Source organism: Staphylococcus sp. GDY8P198P, from assembly GCF_017891615.1.
Taxonomy (GTDB): Bacteria; Bacillota; Bacilli; order Staphylococcales; family Staphylococcaceae; genus Staphylococcus; species Staphylococcus cohnii.
In genome coordinates this window covers 153,937-174,254 of sequence record NZ_JAESJQ010000012.1, presented here as the reverse complement: position 1 = coordinate 174,254, position 20,318 = coordinate 153,937, and the positions used below count along the sequence as shown (strand labels likewise).

Sequence of the window (20,318 nt, the reverse complement as noted above, 5' to 3'; positions counted from 1 at the left end):
GCTCTCTTATTTTTTTGTATATTTTCTGCAAAAAATGTTAATTAAAGTTGACTCCGCAGTGATTTTGATGTTATTATTATTAAGGTTGATGCAAGCAGAACTTTGGAGGATATTTAGATGTCTAATGAAAAAGTTGCACGCTTTAACAAACAACACTATGTTATTGGTCTTAAACAAACGCTGAAAGCTTTGAATAAAGATCAAGTGACATCATTGATTATCGCTAAAGACGTTGAAGTTCATCTGATGACTCGCGTGTTAAGTCAAATCAATCACAAAAACATATCTATCTCATTTTTCGAGAGCAAACAAGCTTTAGGAAAGTATGTAGGTATAAACGTTAATGCGACTGTTGTTGCATTATTGAAATGAGATTAGTAAGATTCTTTCTTACTAAATTTTATTTACCTTTAAAATGAACCACCTGGATGTGTGGGATTATAAAAGAAGAGAGGAGGACATATTTCATGCCAACTATTAATCAATTAGTACGTAAACCAAGACAAAGCAAATCAAAAAACTATGATTCACCAGCATTGAACAGAAACTACAACAGTAAAAAGAAAAAGTACACTAGCTTAAACTCACCACAAAAACGTGGTGTTTGTACACGTGTAGGTACAATGACACCTAAAAAACCTAACTCTGCGTTACGTAAATATGCTCGTGTGCGTTTGTCTAACAACATCGAAATCAACGCTTATATTCCTGGTATCGGACACAACTTACAAGAACACAGTGTTGTACTTGTACGTGGTGGACGTGTAAAAGACTTACCTGGTGTGCGTTACCACATCGTACGTGGTGCACTTGATACTTCAGGTGTTGACGGTCGTAGACAAGGTCGTTCATTATACGGAACTAAAAAACCTAAAAAATAAGGTTAAGATTGCGTAAATTTTCGTTATAAATAATGGAAATATATTATAATTAGGAAGGGAGGATTTATATTATGCCTCGTAAAGGATCAGTACCAAAAAGAGACGTATTACCAGATCCAATTCATAACTCAAAATTAGTTACTAAATTGATTAACAAAATTATGTTAGATGGTAAACGTGGAACAGCTCAAAAAATTCTTTATTCTGCATTTGAATTAGTTCAAGAACGCAGTGGTCGTGAAGCTATCGAAGTTTTCGAAGAAGCTATCGACAACATCATGCCAGTATTAGAAGTTAAAGCTCGTCGTGTAGGTGGCTCTAACTATCAAGTACCTGTAGAAGTTCGTCCAGAACGTCGTACTACTTTAGGCCTTCGTTGGTTAGTTAACTATTCACGTCTTCGTGGTGAAAAAACGATGGAAGAACGTTTAGCTAACGAAATTTTAGATGCTGCAAACAACACTGGTGGTGCAGTTAAGAAACGTGAAGACGTTCATAAAATGGCTGAAGCTAACAAAGCCTTCGCTCACTATCGTTGGTAGGATAGTAGGTTTTTCCCTGAGCATGTTCCACACTGATAGTTTACTATCTAGGTGCATGCTTAGGGCATCGCCATATTTATAGTATTTATTCGCAGTTATACTGGAAGGAGAAAAATACATGGCTAGAGATTTTAGTTTAGAAAGAACTCGTAATATCGGTATCATGGCTCACATCGATGCTGGTAAAACAACTACGACTGAACGTATTCTTTACTATACTGGACGTATCCATAAAATTGGTGAAACTCATGAAGGAGCTTCACAAATGGACTGGATGGAACAGGAGCAAGACCGCGGTATCACAATCACATCAGCTGCAACAACAGCTTCATGGGATGATCACCGTGTAAATATCATCGATACACCAGGACACGTAGACTTCACTGTTGAAGTTGAACGTTCATTACGTGTACTTGATGGTGCGGTAACAGTACTTGATGCGCAATCAGGTGTTGAACCTCAAACTGAAACAGTTTGGCGTCAAGCAACAACTTACAGCGTTCCTCGTATTGTTTTCGTAAACAAAATGGACAAATTAGGTGCTAACTTTGAATATGCTGTAAGCACAATTCATGATCGCCTACAAGCGAATGCACAACCAATCCAATTACCAATTGGTGCGGAAGATGAATTTGAAGCAATCATCGACTTAGTTGAAATGAAATGTTTCAAATACAACAATGACTTAGGAACTGAAATTGAAGAAATTGAAATTCCTGAAGATCAAAAAGAAAGAGCTGAAGAAGCTCGCGCAACACTTATTGAAGCAGTAGCTGAAACAAGTGATGAATTAATGGAAAAATATCTTGGTGACGAAGAAATTACTGTAGCTGAATTAAAAGACGCTATTCGTGAAGCAACTAATAATATTGAATTCTACCCAGTTCTTGTTGGTACTGCCTTCAAAAACAAAGGTGTTCAATTAATGCTTAACGCAGTAATTGATTATTTACCATCACCATTAGATGTTAAACCAATCGTCGGCCACCGTGCTGATGATCCAGAAGAAGAAGTTATCGCAAAAGCAGATGACAGTGCTGAGTTCGCTGCGTTAGCGTTCAAAGTAATGACTGACCCTTATGTTGGTAAGTTAACATTCTTCCGTGTGTACTCAGGTACATTAACATCAGGTTCTTATGTTAAAAACTCTACGAAGAATAAACGTGAACGTGTAGGTCGTTTACTACAAATGCACGCTAACTCTCGTCAAGAGCTTAACACAGTTTACTCAGGAGATATCGCTGCTGCGGTAGGTCTGAAAGAAACTGGTACTGGTGATACTTTATGTGGTGAGAAAAATGACATTATCTTGGAATCAATGGACTTCCCAGAACCTGTTATTCACCTATCAGTTGAACCAAAATCTAAAGCTGACCAAGACAAAATGACTACAGCTTTAGTTAAGTTACAAGAAGAAGACCCAACATTCCATGCACACACTGACGAAGAAACTGGACAAGTTATCATCGGTGGTATGGGTGAGCTTCACTTAGACATCTTAGTTGACCGTATGAAAAAAGAATTTAACGTTGAATGTAATGTTGGTGCGCCAATGGTTTCATACCGTGAAACATTTAAGCAATCAGCACAAGTTCAAGGTAAATTCGCGCGTCAATCTGGTGGTCGTGGACAATATGGTGACGTTAAAATTGAATTCGAACCAAACGAAACAGGTGGCGGTTTCGAATTCGAAAACGCTATCGTTGGTGGTGTAGTTCCTCGTGAATACATTCCATCAGTTGAAGCTGGACTTAAAGATGCTATGGAAAACGGTGTATTAGCTGGTTATCCATTAATTGATGTTAAAGCTAAATTATTTGATGGTTCATACCATGATGTCGATTCATCAGAAATGGCCTTCAAAATTGCTGCATCATTAGCACTTAAAGAAGCTGCTAAAAAATGTGAACCTGTTATCTTAGAACCAATGATGAAAGTAACAATTGAAATGCCTGAAGAATACATGGGTGACATCATGGGTGACGTAACATCTCGTCGTGGACGTGTTGATGGTATGGAACCTCGTGGTAATGCACAAGTTGTAAATGCCTTTGTACCACTTTCAGAAATGTTCGGTTATGCAACATCATTACGTTCTAATACACAAGGTCGTGGAACATACACTATGTACTTCGATCACTATGCAGAAGTTCCAAAATCAATTTCTGAAGAAATTATCAAGAAAAACACTGGTAATAAATCAGCTGAATAATTAAACTTGTATTGTGCAGTGACAGTCTGTACAATACATGTAAAGCATAATTATATGGCTTACAGTTTTATTGATTGATTTTTTAGGGAAAATGCATTATAAAGGTACTGTATGGTACTTTTAACCTAAATAAATCATCTTCTCATGATGGTGAGAAACTGTCATGAGAGATAAATTTAACAATTAATTTTCTAACGAATAGGAGAGATTTTATAATGGCTAAAGAAAAATTCGATCGCTCAAAAGAACATGCCAATATTGGTACAATCGGACACGTTGACCATGGTAAAACTACTTTAACAGCTGCTATCGCAACTGTTTTAGCAAAAAATGGTGACTCTGTTGCACAATCATACGACATGATTGATAACGCTCCAGAAGAAAAAGAACGTGGTATCACAATCAATACTTCACACATCGAGTATACAACTGAAAAACGTCACTATGCTCACGTTGACTGCCCAGGACACGCTGACTATGTTAAAAACATGATCACTGGTGCTGCTCAAATGGACGGAGCTATCTTAGTAGTATCTGCTGCTGATGGCCCAATGCCACAAACTCGTGAACATATCCTTTTATCACGTAACGTTGGTGTTCCAGCATTAGTTGTATTCTTAAACAAAGTTGACATGGTTGACGATGAAGAATTATTAGAATTAGTAGAAATGGAAGTTCGTGACTTATTAAGCGAATATGACTTCCCAGGTGACGATGTACCTGTAATCTCTGGTTCAGCATTAAAAGCACTTGAAGGCGACGCTGACTATGAGCAAAAAATCTTAGACTTAATGCAAGCTGTTGATGACTTCATTCCAACACCAGAACGTGATTCTGACAAACCATTCATGATGCCAGTTGAGGACGTATTCTCAATCACTGGTCGTGGTACTGTTGCTACAGGCCGTGTTGAACGTGGTCAAATCAAAGTCGGTGAAGAAGTTGAAATCATCGGTATGCAAGAAGATTCAAGCAAAACAACTGTTACTGGTGTAGAAATGTTCCGTAAATTATTAGACTACGCTGAAGCTGGTGACAACATTGGTGCGTTATTACGTGGTGTTGCACGTGAAGACATCCAACGTGGTCAAGTTTTAGCTGCTCCTGGTTCAATTACACCACATACAAACTTTAAAGCGGAAGTTTACGTTTTATCAAAAGATGAAGGTGGCCGTCATACGCCATTCTTCAGTAACTACCGCCCACAATTCTATTTCCGTACTACTGACGTAACAGGTGTTGTTACTTTACCAGAAGGTACTGAAATGGTTATGCCTGGCGACAACGTAGAAATGGAAGTTGAATTAATTTCTCCAATCGCTATCGAAGACGGTACACGTTTCTCTATCCGTGAAGGTGGACGTACTGTTGGATCAGGCGTTGTAACTGAAATCTACAAATAAGATATTTTATCTTGATATAGATTTGAAGAGTCTCCAATTTTTGGAGGCTCTTTTTTATATTCGTGTTAATCTTTTTTAACTATTTATTAGAACAAATGAGGTCACCGTTCAAAAATTGAAATCTTTGGTTATAGAAAACGCCTTAGGCATTAAAAGCCTAAGGCGTTATTACATTTTCTAACTCTAATATTTTTAAAAACTGGCTGGCACTATATTTTAACGCTTTTTCATCAAGATTAAAATACGGACTATGATGTGGGTGTGTGGTACCTTTTTCAGGATTGCCGCAACCTGTTAAAAAGAATGCGCCAGGACGTACTTTTTGATAATGTGAAAAGTCTTCGCCAATCATCATTAATTCTGATTCGTTAAATCTTAAATTCATATCATTTGTAGCTTGTTTAACAATATCAAAACATTTTGGATTATTATGGACAGGTAAATAGCCTTTGATATAATCAAAATCATAAGTGATGTCGTTCGCAACAGCTAAGCCTTGTAAGAGCTTATCCATTTTGTGCATCACATGTGCTTGTACTTCTGTATCGAAAGTACGCACGGTGCCTTTACAAAATGCTACATCTGGAATGACATTATCTGCTGAACCAGACTGTACCATACCGAAGCTAATAACGGCTTGTTTTACGGGATCTATTGTTCTAGAAACAATCTTTTGTGCACTAATGATAAATTCAGCCATAATAACCACTGGATCGATTGTTTCGTGTGGTTTTGCACCGTGCCCACCTTGACCATGAATTGTTACATTGAATTCATCAGGAGAAGCCATCATTGCACCAGGACGAGAATAAATTGTGCCCGTAGGATAGCCACTCCACAAATGGTTTCCATATACTCTATCTACATTTTGTAAGCAACCATCATCAATCATTTCTTGTGAGCCACCCGGCATAATTTCCTCACCGTATTGGAAAATCAGTACGACATCACCATTTAATTTGTTTTTATGTGCTTCAATTATTTCAGCAACCGCTAATAATGTTGCGGTATGGCCATCATGTCCACATGCATGCATCGCACCAGGATTTTTAGACTTGTAATCCACCTCTGTTAATTCATTGATCGGTAAAGCATCAAAATCAGCACGCAATGCAATCGTTGGACCGTCTCCTTGTCCGCTAAATGTTGCGACGATGCCATTTCGTCCGACGGGTGAACGTACTTCACATGATAGTTGGCTGAGTTGATTTAGGATGTAGTCACGTGTGTGATACTCCTCAAATGATAATTCAGGATATTGATGCAAATAGCGACGAATTTGAATCATTCTGTTTTCCTTTTCTCTTGCTAGTTGAAACCAATCAAACAACTTCAACCCTTCTTCCTTAAAATGATTATTCTATTATATCATTTTAAATGACTTTACTGTAGAGACAATTATTATGACTTTAATTAAATTGCAGAAAACGCTTTAACGATTCGTGGGATTCTACTTTCCTGATACAAGAAAATGGGTTATGATAAGATTAAATAGTAGATAACTCAAAGGGGGATTTTCAGTGGTACAGTCATTACATGGCTTTTTAGATGAAAATATTCAGTATTTGAAAGAAAATGGACTTTATAACGAAATTGATACAATTGAAGGTGCGAATGGACCAGAGATTAAGATTAACGGGAAAAATTATGTCAATTTATCTTCAAATAACTATTTAGGACTTGCAACAGATGAAGATTTAAAACAAGCTGCTAAGGATGCTATTGATACACATGGTGTAGGTGCAGGTGCAGTAAGATCTATTAATGGTACATTAGACCTTCATGATGAATTGGAAGAAACACTTGCGAAATTTAAAGGTACAGAAGCTGCAATTGCATACCAATCAGGTTTTAATTGTAATATGGCAGCAATTTCAGCTGTTATGAATAAAAATGATGCTATTCTATCAGACGAATTAAACCACGCATCAATTATTGATGGATGTCGCTTATCTAAAGCGAAAATCATTCGTGTCAATCATTCAGATATGGATGATTTACGTGCTAAGGCAAAAGAAGCTGTTGAATCTGGACAATACAATAAAGTAATGTATATTACTGACGGTGTATTTAGTATGGATGGCGATGTTGCCAAATTACCAGAAATCGTAGAAATTGCAGAAGAGTTCGGTTTAATCACATATGTTGATGACGCACATGGCTCTGGTGTCATGGGTAATGGTGCAGGTACAGTGAAACATTTTGGCCTTCAAGACAAAATTGATTTCCAAATCGGTACATTATCTAAAGCGATTGGTGTTGTAGGTGGCTATGTAGCTGGTACACAATCATTAATCGATTGGTTGAAAGCACAATCAAGACCATTCTTATTCTCAACATCACTAGCGCCTGGTGATACAAAAGCCATCACTGAAGCTGTTAAGAAATTAATGGCATCAACAGAATTACACGATAAACTTTGGGAAAATGGTAATTACTTAAAAGATGGACTGAAAAAATTAGGTTTTGACATTGGTAATTCTGAATCACCAATTACACCAGTAATCATAGGTGACGAAAAAGAAACACAAGCATTTAGTAGTCGCTTAAAAGATGAAGGTATATATGTGAAATCTATCGTCTTTCCGACAGTGCCAAAAGGTACAGGTCGTGTTCGTAATATGCCTACAGCTGCACATACAAAAGAAATGCTTGATCAAGCATTAGCGGCATATGAAAAAGTAGGTAAAGAACTAGGTACAATTTAACGCTAACTAGCTAGATATTAAACGAATATAAATGAAGCAACAAACTGCTAGACCGCTTATGTCCTATTTGTATGGGTATGAGTTGTCTAGCTTTTTTGATATTAATCATTTTAATAGGGTATAGGTTTAACACTTATGAAAACATATACATAAATTACAATTTTTCTTGGGTTTAGGGTGATACAATAACAAAACTGATATTATTAAGAGGAAACTCTGGCAGTGGTAAAACGACCATTGCCCATAAATTGCAAAACACGTTAGGCAATGGTGTCATGCTCGTGGGTCAAGATGCAATAAGACGCCATATGTTAAATGTTCCTGATAGCCCTGGGAATTTATCAATTGAGCTAATAAAACACATTACTGCATATGGTATAGCGCATTGTGAATATGTTATTTTAGAAGGTATTTTCAATAAAGAAAAATATGGTAATATGTTACAGGGCATTATTTCAAGTGCTCATATTAAAAGTTATATTTATTATTTTGACTTACCTTATGCAGAAACTGTGAGAAGACATCACTCAAAAGCATATACCAATTTTAGTGCAGAAAAACTTGCAAGCTGGTTTGTTGAAAAAGATACATTAAATGTAAAAAATGAGAAATTGATTCCTGAAACGATGACACAAAATGATATACTCACGATGATCTTGAATGACCTAAATAATGAGTGAAAATCGTCATTAGCATCAGTTCATATTTTTAATAAATTAAAAGGTTGATTTTATGCCAAATGATGTTATAGTTTTGGGTGCTGACGCCTTATGTTAAGGGGTTTTTGAATGAAAAATAATTTAGGGTTGCAATTCACCACACAACGGCTTATCATTAGACCGTTAGAAGAAAATGATTATGAATCATGGTTGTCAGGATTTGTTAATCGTCATCCTGCGCAATACAAGCATGATAAGGGCCAAGTTGATATGTCAGATGCCACAGAACCATGGTTTGCAGCAATGGTTTCAAAGCATCAACAAGCTATTAAAGATGATGATTTGTATATATTCGGCATCTTTGATAAAACAGGACGTCATCTTGGCATGCTTAATATTAAAAATTTAAGCCGAGACCAATTTCAATGGGCTGAAATCGGTTATTTTATCCATAATCAATACTGGCATCAAGGGTATGCTTATGAAGCTTTAATAGAACTTGTGAAACAAACGAAAGAAACATTAAAGTTTCATAGAATAGAAGCACATATCAATTTGGATAATCAACCTTCTATTCAGTTAATTGAAAAATTAGGTTTTGAGTTTGAATGTATTCGAAAAGGATTTATTTTCGAACAAGGACAATGGACTGACAACTACGTGTATTATCTCAATACACATGACGAACCAATGGGATAGTAAATAAAAGGAAGGAGTGTCAACATGGTTGAATTTAGAGAGTTAACAATGGCTGACGAAACATTATATTGTGATTATATGAAAGAATGGATAGATCACGATGAAAAGGTAGTGCCTGAGATTACGAATATTACCAAGTATAATAATTTTGAAGAAATTGTTCATGCATTAGCAGACAACAAATCTAATGATGAAACAGTAGATAATACGACATTGTTTTTAATTGACGATGATAAGATTATTGGTGCTGCCAATATTCGCCATAATTTGAATGAAAAGCTAAAAATCATTGGCGGCCATGTTGGCTACGGTATTCGTAAGAGCTACCGAGGTAAAGGCTTTGGTAACAAAATCTTGAAAAAGTCATTAGATTATTTATCACGCATTGGTGTACAAGAAGCATTGATTACCTGTAAAAAAGATAATGAAGCCTCTGCAGCTGTCATCTTACACAATGGTGGAGAAGAAATAGAATCTTCAACATTAGATGATGGCACAATTGTCCGTCGCTTCCAGATAGAAATCGCATAAAAGAACATAATTATTAAAAGTTGCCAAGTAAGATATTGGCAACTTTTTTTATGCCTAAAATATTAAAAAATTGAAAAACTAATTCAAAAATGTAATATAACATAGATATAAATAAAATAATAATGTATAATTAGCAGAGTTTAGTTTATTTCGAAAATAACTTTTATTAAATTTAGGGAATTTTTAAAAGTAAAAAGATTAGGGAACGAAAGGTGAGAAAATGAATATTAATATATTGGGATACAATATCTTTGCCAAAGGAGGCACATCAAGAAGCAACATAAATTTAATAAAATCATTTTTGAAGAATGGTAATAATGTGAATTACTTTAATATATTAGATTTTGAAAGTGATGATATTACTCGTTTAATTATACATGAAGGCATAAATAGTAGTAATGTTCAGTTTTATAAATTTGATGATTTTATTAAAATTGCAACAGGAGATTTACTAATTATCACTAGAGAAGAATTATTTATTTATGCCAAAGAGATTAAGCAAAAAAACAAAAAGATTAAAATAATTGGTGAAATCCATGGCCCATTAGAGTATATAGATGACTCACTTGATTTAGGTTTAGAATATATTGATAGTATAAGAGTAAGTACTGATACTATAAAAGAAAAATTTATAGAGAAATACAAATATTATTCAGTTTTTTCTCAGTATGTGAATGCTGAACATATTGATCTCAAGAAAAAACCTATAAATACAAAAAGAAACTTTTTAATAAAAGCAAGGTTTGAAGATAATATTAAAGATATTTCTTATGTAATAAAATTAATAAACTATATAGTAAAAAACACGAGTAGAAATGATATACAACTGTATATAATAGGCTACGGCCCGTCAGAATTATTGTATAAGAATTTAGTTAAATATTATAATTTACAAAATAATGTTCATATTAATGAAAAAGAACCACTTAATTATATATACATTTCATCTTCGCCATATGAAACGTTAGGCTATTCAATATTAGAAACATTAGCTAGAGGTAATAGAGCACTTATTTATCCTGGTGATGATAATGTTTTAGAAGAAGTATATTCACAGTATAATGGTATTGAATTTCTGGAAAAGAACATTCGAAAAGATAGCGTGTTAATCACTTCAATATTAGACAGTAAATATACCAAGACAGCTCGAGAAGAAGATGTTCAGAAATTAAAAACCACATTTCTAAATTCAAATTATAGCAATGATTACGTTAATAATTTTAAAAATATTACCAATAGTAAAAATATGTCAAAAGAATTTTTCTTCAAAAATAAATATGGGGAAAAATTTGTGCTTAAATCAAGAGAAAAGAATGAATTAAAAAAATTAAACAAGAAAAAAGAACAATTTAAAAAAATGAAAGCTTTACCTATTTTAAACAAAATTTTTTCAAATAAGTATTTGAATAACAAATTAAAAGAACGTTATAAACGAAAAGAAACGACTTTGTATAAACAAAAGCTAAATGAAATCATTCCTCAAGAAAATAAAGTGTTCATTGAATCATTCCATGGTAATAATTTTAGCGGTGACCCAAAGTATTTAGCTTTAGGCATTAAAAACAACTATAAAGATAAAGAAATTTTTGTAAGTTCTACTAACTCACTTGTAGATATAGAAATTAGAAATCATGGATTTAAGCCGGTCAGATTTGGAAGTAGAGATTATATAGAAAAATTTAGAATGTCTAAATATATATTTATAAATGGTAACTCATGGGATAGAGTATATAAACATGAGGATCAAGTGTTTATTCAAACATGGCATGGTTTTCCTCTTAAAAAAAATGGTTAGTGATTTGGGTGATGAAAAAGAAAGAAATTATCAGTTATCACAATTTAAACCAAGAATGTATAAATGGGATTATCTGATTACATCTTCAAATATAAATAGTATGCTGTTAAGTTCTGCATTTCAATTACACGATAATAACGAATTGAAAATATTGGAATATGGAGCTCCTAAAAATGAATATTTACTAAAATTTCAAACAGATGAAGAATGGAGAAGGTTACAAAGAAAATACCTATCCATGCAAGATTCGAATAAAAAATATATTTTATACTGTCCTACTTGGCGAAAGCACAAACGTAGTCAAGTGACTAGCATTGATTTAAAGCAATTATTAGCCTATTTACCAAATGAATATGAGATTATAGTTAAGCTACATCCAAATGAAAGTTCGTTAAGACCTCAATATAATAATTTAGATCATAGAATACATTGCTTTTATAATGAATTTGTAGATATACAAGAACTATACATTCTTTCAGATATTATGATTACAGATTATTCATCAACAATTTTTGATTTTGCACATTTAAATAAACCAATATTGTTATTGCAGGAAGACACAGAAGATTATAACAATAGTGTTGGCTTTTATTTCAATATATTTGAATTAGGTGATTTTCCGATTGCATCATTAAATGAGTATAAATTAGCTTTACAGATAAAAAATATTAAAAAGATTGATTACTCTAAATTAATTAATAGGTTAATGAGTTTAGACAGTGATGATAGTACCTATAAAATATTAAACGAAATATTTTATAAGTAAAAATTAAATAAAAGGAATTGAACTTATGGATAATGGTTATATATATAAATTGAATGAAGAAATAATCTTTAATGGTGAGAAACGAATACTAATTGATACAGAAAGTAAATTTAATTATATAGAAATGGCAAGAAAAAATAATGAAATACATGCAAAGTACAAAGAATTATTAAAAAACGATTATATTTTCATCAAGGTACAATATCAAAATTTTATAAAAGAACACATGCTGAGGAATTATTTCAGAGGAAAGATTTAATAAAATTCAACGAAATTTTTTATACTTTGGATAAACCTATAGATAGAAAAGTAAATAATGAAGTTCCTAAAAAACTTTTAGTAATATTTACTTGTATGCCAAATTTAAGTGATTATGATAGCTCGTTAATGCCTAAGAGAATGTTTCCAAAGTTTTTTAATGGAATAGAAAGAAATCTGGTTAAAAATGTATATACAATGAGAATAATGGATCTAAATGTGTCACATGGTTCACATTATATCAGTACATCAAACTATCCTGATTATGAAAAAGATATCCAGCTTTCAATTTTAAATTTAATAAAAAAATTGGATATAAAAAAAGAAAATGTTGTTCTTTATGGAGGATCTAAAGGTGGTACAGGTGCACTTTATCATGGAGCAGCGCTTGACTTGAAAACTTTAGCTGTTGATCCAATAGTAAATATTGGTGGGGCACTAGAACAAAATGATAGAAGGTTTATGAAGGGTTTGAGACAGGAAGATTTAGTACCGATAATTAATACAAGCTTAAAAGAAAGTAATCATTTTGAAAAACATATTATTTGTTGTGAAAATGTAAAATTATATTATGATCAAACAAATAGAATAGAAGAAAATCTAATAAATAAAATACGTATGAAAGATAATATGATTGTAAATCATCCTGATGTTTCAAGAAATAGTGTTCCTGAACAATTGATGTTACTAAATAAAATGTTACTAAATAAAAAATTCGATTAACTAAAAAAGCAAGTTTCATATTTGAAACTTGCTTTTTTATAATTTTTTTTAAACTAATTTTAAAAGTAAAGTAAAAATTCATATTTATGAAAACGCCAACATGAAATAAAAGACTTCGCAAAAAATTTCAAGTATAATTGTTTTTAATACTAGGTATTAATTTTAAAAAAGAAGTGAGGTTATAACATGTCAAAGGTCATTCAAGATATACATACAGCGTTTGAGCATTTAGATGATGGCATGACAGTGCTCGCCGGTGGTTTTGGACTATGCGGGATACCAGAGCATGCTATTGAAGCAATTCGGACAAAAGGTACAAAAGGGTTAACCGTAGTGAGTAATAACTGTGGTGTTGATGATTTTGGACTAGGTCGCTTACTAGAGAAAAAACAAATAGATAAAATGGTCAGCTCATATGTTGGTGAAAATAAAATATTTGAACAACAGCTGATTAATGGTGAGTTAGATGTAGCACTTACACCACAAGGTACGTTAGCTGAAAAACTACGTGCAGGAGGTGCGGGTATTCCAGCATTTTACACCAAAACAGGTGTGGGTACTTTAATTGCTGAAGGTAAAGAAACACGTGAATTTGACGGTGAAACGTACATTATGGAACGTGCCATTACAGGTGATTTTGGTATTGTGAAAGCTCAAAAAGCAGATACATTTGGTAATTTAGTATTTGAAAAAACAGCGCGTAATTTTAATCCTTTATGTGCCATGGCAGCTAAAACTACTGTCGTTGAAGTAGAAGAAATTGTTGAATTAGGTGAAATTGATCCAGATGATGTACATCTATCAGGTGTATATGTGGATTATATCTATCTAGGCAAGCATTTTGAAAAACGTATAGAAAAACGTACAGTGAAGGAGGCATAACATGGATAAACAAACACAGCGTAAGAAGATTATTCAACGTGCAGCACAAGAAATTCAAAGTGATATGGTGATTAATTTAGGTATTGGTATGCCAACGCTTGTAGCAAATGAGCTCAATGATCATGTGGAAAATGTTTTTTTCCAATCTGAAAATGGTTTGCTTGGTATTGGTCCATATCCTACTGAAGATGAGGTTGATCCTGACTTAATTAATGCAGGTAAAGAAACGGTTACTGCTGCTAAAGGTGCATCTTATTTTGACAATGCAGAATCATTTGCCATGATACGCGGGGGGCATATTGATTTAGCAATTCTTGGAGGCATGGAAGTTTCGGAAACAGGAGATTTAGCAAACTATATGATACCAGGCAAGCTAGTAAAAGGTATGGGCGGCGCTATGGATTTAGTAGTTGGTGCTCAGAAAGTAGTCGTTATCATGGATCATATGAATAAGCACGGTGAATCTAAAATAAAAGCAAAATGTGATTTGCCATTAACTGGCGCAGGTGTTGTTAACACGTTAATTACAGATTTAGCTGTTTTTAAATTTGAAGATAAAGTTATGAAATTGGTTGAACTTCAAGAAGGTGCCACACTTGAACAAGTACAAAAGTATACAGATGCTTATTTTGAAAATTGTTTGAATCGTTAGGTGTTTTTCGAGATGTCATACGATGTATTCCTAGATAGGCATTTGTTATATTAAAAAATTAATCTTTAGCCAAGCTTAAAATTCGGTTTAAGTATGTTATTGTAACATTATAGCTTGAATTGATTACAAAGGTGCGAAGATTGATATGAAGCAAAATGCAGAACTGAAAAGTATTGTTATTGCTATTATATTTGCAGCGGCTGCAGATGTGGTTCCTGATGGAATATTTCATAAAATATTGTTGCTAATGGGCATTTTAGCATTTATTTATATGTTGATTACACATTTAAAGTTTACGTTATATCATATTAAAATAGAAGATAATCAGCAACAAACATGGTTTAGTGTGAAAATGGATTATTGGTTGCTTTTTATTAAAAATATGGTGGCCATAACGCTATTATTAGCGATATATTGTGTGTCTGTGTATGTCAATAATCATATGGCTTGGATTATCATTCCTTTACTTATCGTTGGATTTATAGGATTAATCCTATTTGAAAATAAAATGGAAAAGAAGAGTAATATTTTAGAGTCAGAAAATGTAGAAGAATAGAGGTGGCTTATGCAATTTATTGATGCACATGAACAAGCAGAATTATTAAACATGGAAGAAGTCGTTGAAGCGGTCGCAGAATCTTTACAGGCCTATTCTGAAGGGAAAACGGATACTCCTTTACGTTATGTACTTCCTTTTAATGAAGATAATCGTTATCTGGTTATGCCGGCCCTATCTGATGAATTGAAAGTTGTGGGTCTTAAAACAGTAACAGTTGCACCTAACAATACAAAGATAGGTAAAAATACTATCGTCGGATCTGTTATATTATCTGATTATGAAACCGGTGAAACATTAGCTGTATTAGAAGGTTCATACTTAACCAAAATTCGTACAGGTGCAATTTCTGGCGTAGCTACAAAATACCTTGCCCGTGAAAATGCAGAAACATTATGTGTCATAGGCACAGGTGACCAAGCACAGGGATTAATTGAAGCTGTACTAGCTGTTAGAGATATCAAGCGTATTCAACTTTATAACAGAACATATCGTAAAGCTGTGACATTTGCAGAAACAGTACAACAGCAATATCAATCTGTAGATGTGACAGTGATGGAAAATGTTGATGATGCGATAGCCAATGCCGATGTTATTGTCACAGCAACCAACGCCACACAACCTATTTTTAATAAACCATTAGATGCTGGGGTGCATGTGAATGCTGTGGGCTCTTTTAAACCAGACATGCAAGAGTTACCTTCACACGCTATAGCCAATGCCGATAAAGTAGTTGTAGAAGCATCGGAAGCGGCGTTAGAAGAAACAGGAGATTTAATTACCCCTATGGATGAAGGTTTATTTGGAGAAAAAGATTTATATGGAGAATTAGGTGAAATCGTCGGTTCTAATTTAGCTGGACGTGAAAGTGATGATGAAATTACCGTTTTTAAATCTGTAGGTGTAGCCATTGTAGATATTATTGTTGCTAATTATTTTTATCAAAAAGCACAAGAAAACAATGATGCACTTTAAGTTATATAAGGTCGACAGAGTAAAATTTTGATAGTTTATAGTAAAATTCTTAAGCGTTTCGCCATATCGCTTTATAGTATAATGTAGGTATTATTTTATCCTTTAAAGGAAACTTATGGTGGAACGCTTTTTATGATAGTTTTCTAAGTTGAACGTTTTAAACACCATTTGCACTAATAGCAGAACATATTATAACTCATTTCATTTATTGGGGGAAAAGAATTTTTGCAAAGGGCATGGTTTTATTATTCAATTATTATTAAGTTTTTACCTCAATTTCTTTTGATTTGTTCTTCAAAATTGTTAAACTTGTATTAATATATAGAAAATGTTAATTAACTAAAATTATAATTTTATTTGTGATACTATTGCGTTTTTTTATAATAAAAGTTAGTTGTATGAAGTAATATATTTTATTAAAAGCATTGACGATAAATATCTTATGACTTGAATATATAGGAGGAGAAAAAATGAAAATACTAATTACAGGTGGTGCTGGATTTATTGGCTCACATTTAGCAGAACATTTTAATAATGATAATGAGGTGTTTATATTAGACAATTTAAGCACAGGCCATCGTTCGAATGTTAAATTTATAGATGATGCACATTTCATTGAAAATGATGTGGTTAATACATCTTTTGTGACATCATTAGTAGAGCAAGAACAATTTGATATTGTTATTCATTTAGCAGCAGTAGTTAGCGTTGTAGAAACAATAAATGATCCTATAAAGTCTCAATCTGTCAATATAAATGGTACATTGAATCTCTTAGAAGCCAATCGTCAATATAACCATAATTTGAAGAAGTTTATTTTTGCTTCATCAGCAGCTGTATATGGCAATACTGAGGGGTTGCCAAAACAAGTTGAAACATTTATCGATCCGGAATCACCTTATGCTGTCGAAAAATATGCTGGGGAACAATATACAAAAATTTACAATACGCTATACAACCTACCAACAACTGCTTTAAGATTCTTTAATATTTATGGACCGAGACAAGATCCTCATTCACCATACTCTGGTGTATTATCTATTATAGATAAAAAATTTAAAAATAATGAAACATTCACATTTTTTGGGGATGGAGAACAAACAAGAGATTTTGTATACGTAAAAGACTTAGTGCAAGCGGTTTCGATCGTGATGTATAACGCAACAACGAATGGCCAAATATATAATTTAGCTACTGGTAAACAAATATCACTATTAGAAATTTTCGATAAATTCAAAATAGTTTATAATAAATCTATAGACTATCAGTTTGCTGAATCAAGAAGTGGGGACATCAAACATTCTTGTGCTGATATCAAAGGTTTAGAAGCGCTAGGATTTAAGCCACAATATGATATTGTGTCAGGTTTAACTGAATATATTAAATACTCGAATACAGATAAGATAAACTAAGAGGTGGAAGAATGATTGGTAAAACGAAAAAGTTTGTATTAAATCAAACGAAAAGAAAATTAAAATTCATTTCTGAACCATTGAAATTACAACTAAGAAGTAAGTACACAAAAAATATTATGCATTATGCAAATCTTTATAAAACGATTGAAGTAGATAACAAGCATATTTTGTATCAAGTTAGAGACGGACAAAGCATGACGGATAGTCCTTATGCGATATTTAAATATTTAATGAACCATCCGGATTATCAAAAATATATACATATTTGGGTCGTGGCATCTCAAAAAATGCAAAAAGCATTTTCTAAAAAATATAGTAAATATAAAAATGTAAAATTTATTGTAAAAGAAAGTGAAGACTATTTACATTATTTAACAAAGTGTAAATATCTTATTAATAATGCGACATTTCCAACGTATTTTACGAAAAAGCCAAATCAGATATATGTAAACACTTGGCATGGTACGCCATTAAAGGCAATGGGTTTAGATATCAATCAAAATTTATTAGAATCACAAAATACAATTCGCAATTTTTTAAGTTCTGATTATATCATTTCACCTAACCAACATACGACAGATATTTTTAAAAAAGCATTTAAATTAGACGGTTTAAACGATGAAGCAATTTTAGAAATTGGTTATCCTAGAATAGATGCTACATTAAATGCACAGTCAAAAGAAGTTATACAAAAATTAAAAAAACAAGGCATTAAATTAACAGATGCACCGATTTTACTCTTTTCACCAACGTGGCGTGGCCAAACAGTGAGTTCACCAGAAGATAATATTGAAGAAATTGAAGCGCTGATTGAAGCATTAAATAAACAAACACGTTACCAAGTATTATTAAAAGTGCATCCGTTTATTTATAAAAAAGCAGTAGGTAATAAAAAATTAAAGAAATACTTAGTAGAGGATACATTTGATACGAATGAATTACTCAGTATTGTTGATTTGCTCGTAACTGATTATTCAAGTATCTTTTTTGATTATTTAGTTACAGATAAACCTATAATTTTTTATACACCTGATTATAAAGCCTATGAAGAAGACAGAGGATTTTATCTTTCTGTGGATAGTCTCCCAGGGCCAAGTGTACACTCAATTGAAGCATTGGTAGCTACTGTCAAAGAATCACAAAATATGTTAGCGCAATATCAAGGAAACTATCAAAAATATAAACAAAAATTTGTGAATTATGATGATGGTCAAGTCACGGAAAGAGTCGTCAACCAAGTGTTTCATCACGACGCACCCAAAAAAGGTGATCAAAATAATAGAAAAGAGCGTATTTTAATATATCCGGGTGGTATGAAACCTAATGGCATAACAACATCGATTCTAAATTTATTAGAAAATGTTGATTATGATAGATATGATATTACAGTTTACCTTGGATTTAATAGAAATAAAGACGTCATAGATAATTTATATAGCTTAAATGACAATGTGAGAGTTATTTTAAGAAGAGGCCCATTGTTAGCCAACACTTCAGAATACTATCGTAATCTATTGGTTCGCAATAGAGGTATCAAATCGAAAATTGAAGAAAAAATTTATCCTGAAGCAATGTATCAACGCGAATTTAGAAAAGTGTTTGGTAATTCAGAGTTTGATGTAGTTATGGATTTTAGTGGTTATGCGATGTTTTGGTCTGAAATCTTGTTAGCAAGTAATGCTAAAAGAAAATTAATCTACTTACACAGTGATATGAAAATGGATATGGAGCGTAAAGTGAACGGTGTGAGACCACATTATGCCAATTTAAAAGGTGTAATGTCCTTGTATCCTTATTATGATAAGCTCGTAAGTGTTTCTGAAGTGACCAAGCAAGAAAATGTTAAAAAAATAGCAAATAGAAAAACAAAAGAAAAATTTAAATCATCGATGAATACAATTAATTTGGATAGAATTTATAATTTGGTGGATGAAGATAATGATATCTTTATGAAAAATGGTGAGCGTGTCATCGTTAGAGAACAGGATAAGCAAATTACAAGCGTGCCATTCCATAAAGCTGATTTTAAAGTGATGACTATGGGAAGATTATCACCTGAAAAAGGATTTGATAATTTAATTCAAGCGTTTAGCGGTGTCGTGGAAGCAAATCCTAATGCGAAATTATATATTTTAGGAGATGGTCCACTCAAAAACCAATTAAGTAAGTTAATTGACTCATTAGATTTATCAGAACATGTATTTTTAATGGGGCAAAAAAGAAACCCATTTAATATTATGAGAGACTGTGATTTATTTGTTTTACCATCTTATTACGAAGGACAATCAATGGTCTTATTAGAAGCGTTAACTGTAGGCATAGATATTTTGGCATCAGATATACCAGCCAATCAATATGTCCTTGACTATGGTAAATACGGTATGTTGAGTTTTAACGATGCTGAATCATTACAAACAAGCATACAACAGTTTATTAATAAGGAAACACCTGCTTATGCTAAATTTGATCCGGAGTTATATAATAAAGAAGCAATTGAACAATTTTATCATTTATTAGATGATTAAAATATCAAATAACTAAGGGATGAGCAATAATGCTCAAGCCCAAAATAAAGGACGCATCCATATGAAGTGGATGCGTCCTTTATATATTTAAAATCGTTCGATTTATACTGGCTTGTTAATTTGAAATGCTTTGTTT

At 32.8% G+C, this 20,318-nt stretch carries 18 protein-coding genes and 1 pseudogene; 18 read left to right on the top strand and 1 reads right to left on the bottom strand.

The annotated features are described in order from the left end of the window. The first annotated feature begins 117 nt into the window (after nt 1–117). The 5 genes from KA824_RS10125 to tuf all read left to right on the top strand — a co-directional run bounded on the left by KA824_RS10125 (nt 118) and on the right by tuf (nt 5,038). The gene (locus KA824_RS10125; RefSeq protein ID WP_107384245.1) at nt 118–372 is read left to right on the top strand and encodes a ribosomal L7Ae/L30e/S12e/Gadd45 family protein; all 255 of its coding nucleotides are present in this window, start codon (nt 118–120) and stop codon (nt 370–372) included. Between the two features lie 95 nt (nt 373–467). Next, nucleotides 468–881 carry a 30S ribosomal protein S12 gene (gene rpsL / locus KA824_RS10120; protein ID WP_019468565.1) on the top strand — a complete coding sequence of 138 codons (414 nt, stop codon included), beginning with the start codon at nt 468–470 and terminating at the stop codon, nt 879–881. A 71-nt stretch (nt 882–952) separates the two neighbouring features. Further along, nucleotides 953–1,423 (top strand): 30S ribosomal protein S7, encoded by a 471-nt coding sequence (gene rpsG, locus KA824_RS10115; RefSeq protein WP_019468564.1) that lies wholly within the window; start codon nt 953–955, stop codon nt 1,421–1,423. Between the two features lie 118 nt (nt 1,424–1,541). Further along, complete coding sequence (fusA, locus tag KA824_RS10110; RefSeq protein ID WP_107385928.1) at nt 1,542–3,635, top strand: elongation factor G; 2,094 nt, start codon at nt 1,542–1,544, stop codon at nt 3,633–3,635. Between the two features lie 215 nt (nt 3,636–3,850). Then, entirely contained in the window at nt 3,851–5,038 is a 1,188-nt protein-coding gene (tuf, locus tag KA824_RS10105; RefSeq protein WP_064264070.1) for an elongation factor Tu, read from the top strand. 157 nt (nt 5,039–5,195) lie between these two features. On the opposite strand, the gene KA824_RS10100 is transcribed toward tuf, so the two are convergent. Continuing rightward, a complete protein-coding gene (locus KA824_RS10100; RefSeq protein ID WP_107385929.1) occupies nt 5,196–6,368 on the bottom strand; it encodes a M20 family metallopeptidase in 1,173 nt (390 codons plus the stop codon). 190 nt (nt 6,369–6,558) lie between these two features. Between KA824_RS10100 and KA824_RS10095 the strand changes: the two genes are divergently transcribed. The 13 genes and pseudogenes from KA824_RS10095 to KA824_RS10040 all read left to right on the top strand — a co-directional run bounded on the left by KA824_RS10095 (nt 6,559) and on the right by KA824_RS10040 (nt 20,182). Next, nucleotides 6,559–7,746, top strand: coding sequence for a glycine C-acetyltransferase (locus KA824_RS10095; protein WP_107385930.1), 1,188 nt, complete (start codon nt 6,559–6,561; stop codon nt 7,744–7,746). A 185-nt stretch (nt 7,747–7,931) separates the two neighbouring features. Then, on the top strand, nt 7,932–8,426 hold the full coding sequence (locus tag KA824_RS10090; protein ID WP_107385931.1) for an AAA family ATPase: 495 nt from the start codon (nt 7,932–7,934) through the stop codon (nt 8,424–8,426). Nucleotides 8,427–8,534: 108 nt separating this feature from the next. Beyond that, nucleotides 8,535–9,104 carry a GNAT family N-acetyltransferase gene (locus KA824_RS10085; protein WP_181187644.1) on the top strand — a complete coding sequence of 190 codons (570 nt, stop codon included), beginning with the start codon at nt 8,535–8,537 and terminating at the stop codon, nt 9,102–9,104. A 24-nt stretch (nt 9,105–9,128) separates the two neighbouring features. Continuing rightward, on the top strand, nt 9,129–9,635 hold the full coding sequence (locus tag KA824_RS10080; protein ID WP_107385933.1) for a GNAT family N-acetyltransferase: 507 nt from the start codon (nt 9,129–9,131) through the stop codon (nt 9,633–9,635). Between the two features lie 220 nt (nt 9,636–9,855). Continuing rightward, a pseudogene (locus KA824_RS10075) lies at nt 9,856–12,196 on the top strand (CDP-glycerol glycerophosphotransferase family protein). 25 nt (nt 12,197–12,221) lie between these two features. Further along, the gene (locus tag KA824_RS12910; protein WP_245335989.1) at nt 12,222–12,455 is read left to right on the top strand and encodes a hypothetical protein; all 234 of its coding nucleotides are present in this window, start codon (nt 12,222–12,224) and stop codon (nt 12,453–12,455) included. After that, a complete protein-coding gene (locus KA824_RS10070; RefSeq protein ID WP_308811668.1) occupies nt 12,362–13,177 on the top strand; it encodes an accessory Sec system protein Asp2 in 816 nt (271 codons plus the stop codon). Before KA824_RS12910 ends, KA824_RS10070 begins: the two co-directional genes overlap by 94 nt. Before the next feature lie 186 nt (nt 13,178–13,363). Then, nucleotides 13,364–14,059, top strand: coding sequence for a CoA transferase subunit A (locus tag KA824_RS10065; RefSeq protein ID WP_107385851.1), 696 nt, complete (start codon nt 13,364–13,366; stop codon nt 14,057–14,059). Nucleotide 14,060: 1 nt separating this feature from the next. Further along, entirely contained in the window at nt 14,061–14,711 is a 651-nt protein-coding gene (locus KA824_RS10060) for a 3-oxoacid CoA-transferase subunit B (RefSeq protein WP_107385850.1), read from the top strand. 145 nt (nt 14,712–14,856) lie between these two features. Further along, the gene (locus KA824_RS10055) at nt 14,857–15,267 is read left to right on the top strand and encodes a hypothetical protein (protein WP_107385849.1); all 411 of its coding nucleotides are present in this window, start codon (nt 14,857–14,859) and stop codon (nt 15,265–15,267) included. A 9-nt stretch (nt 15,268–15,276) separates the two neighbouring features. Next, nucleotides 15,277–16,242, top strand: coding sequence for an ornithine cyclodeaminase family protein (locus KA824_RS10050; protein ID WP_107385848.1), 966 nt, complete (start codon nt 15,277–15,279; stop codon nt 16,240–16,242). Between the two features lie 470 nt (nt 16,243–16,712). Further along, entirely contained in the window at nt 16,713–17,654 is a 942-nt protein-coding gene (locus KA824_RS10045; RefSeq protein WP_107385847.1) for an NAD-dependent epimerase/dehydratase family protein, read from the top strand. 11 nt (nt 17,655–17,665) lie between these two features. Then, the gene (locus KA824_RS10040; protein WP_107504782.1) at nt 17,666–20,182 is read left to right on the top strand and encodes a glycosyltransferase; all 2,517 of its coding nucleotides are present in this window, start codon (nt 17,666–17,668) and stop codon (nt 20,180–20,182) included. Nucleotides 20,183–20,318 lie beyond the last annotated feature (136 nt).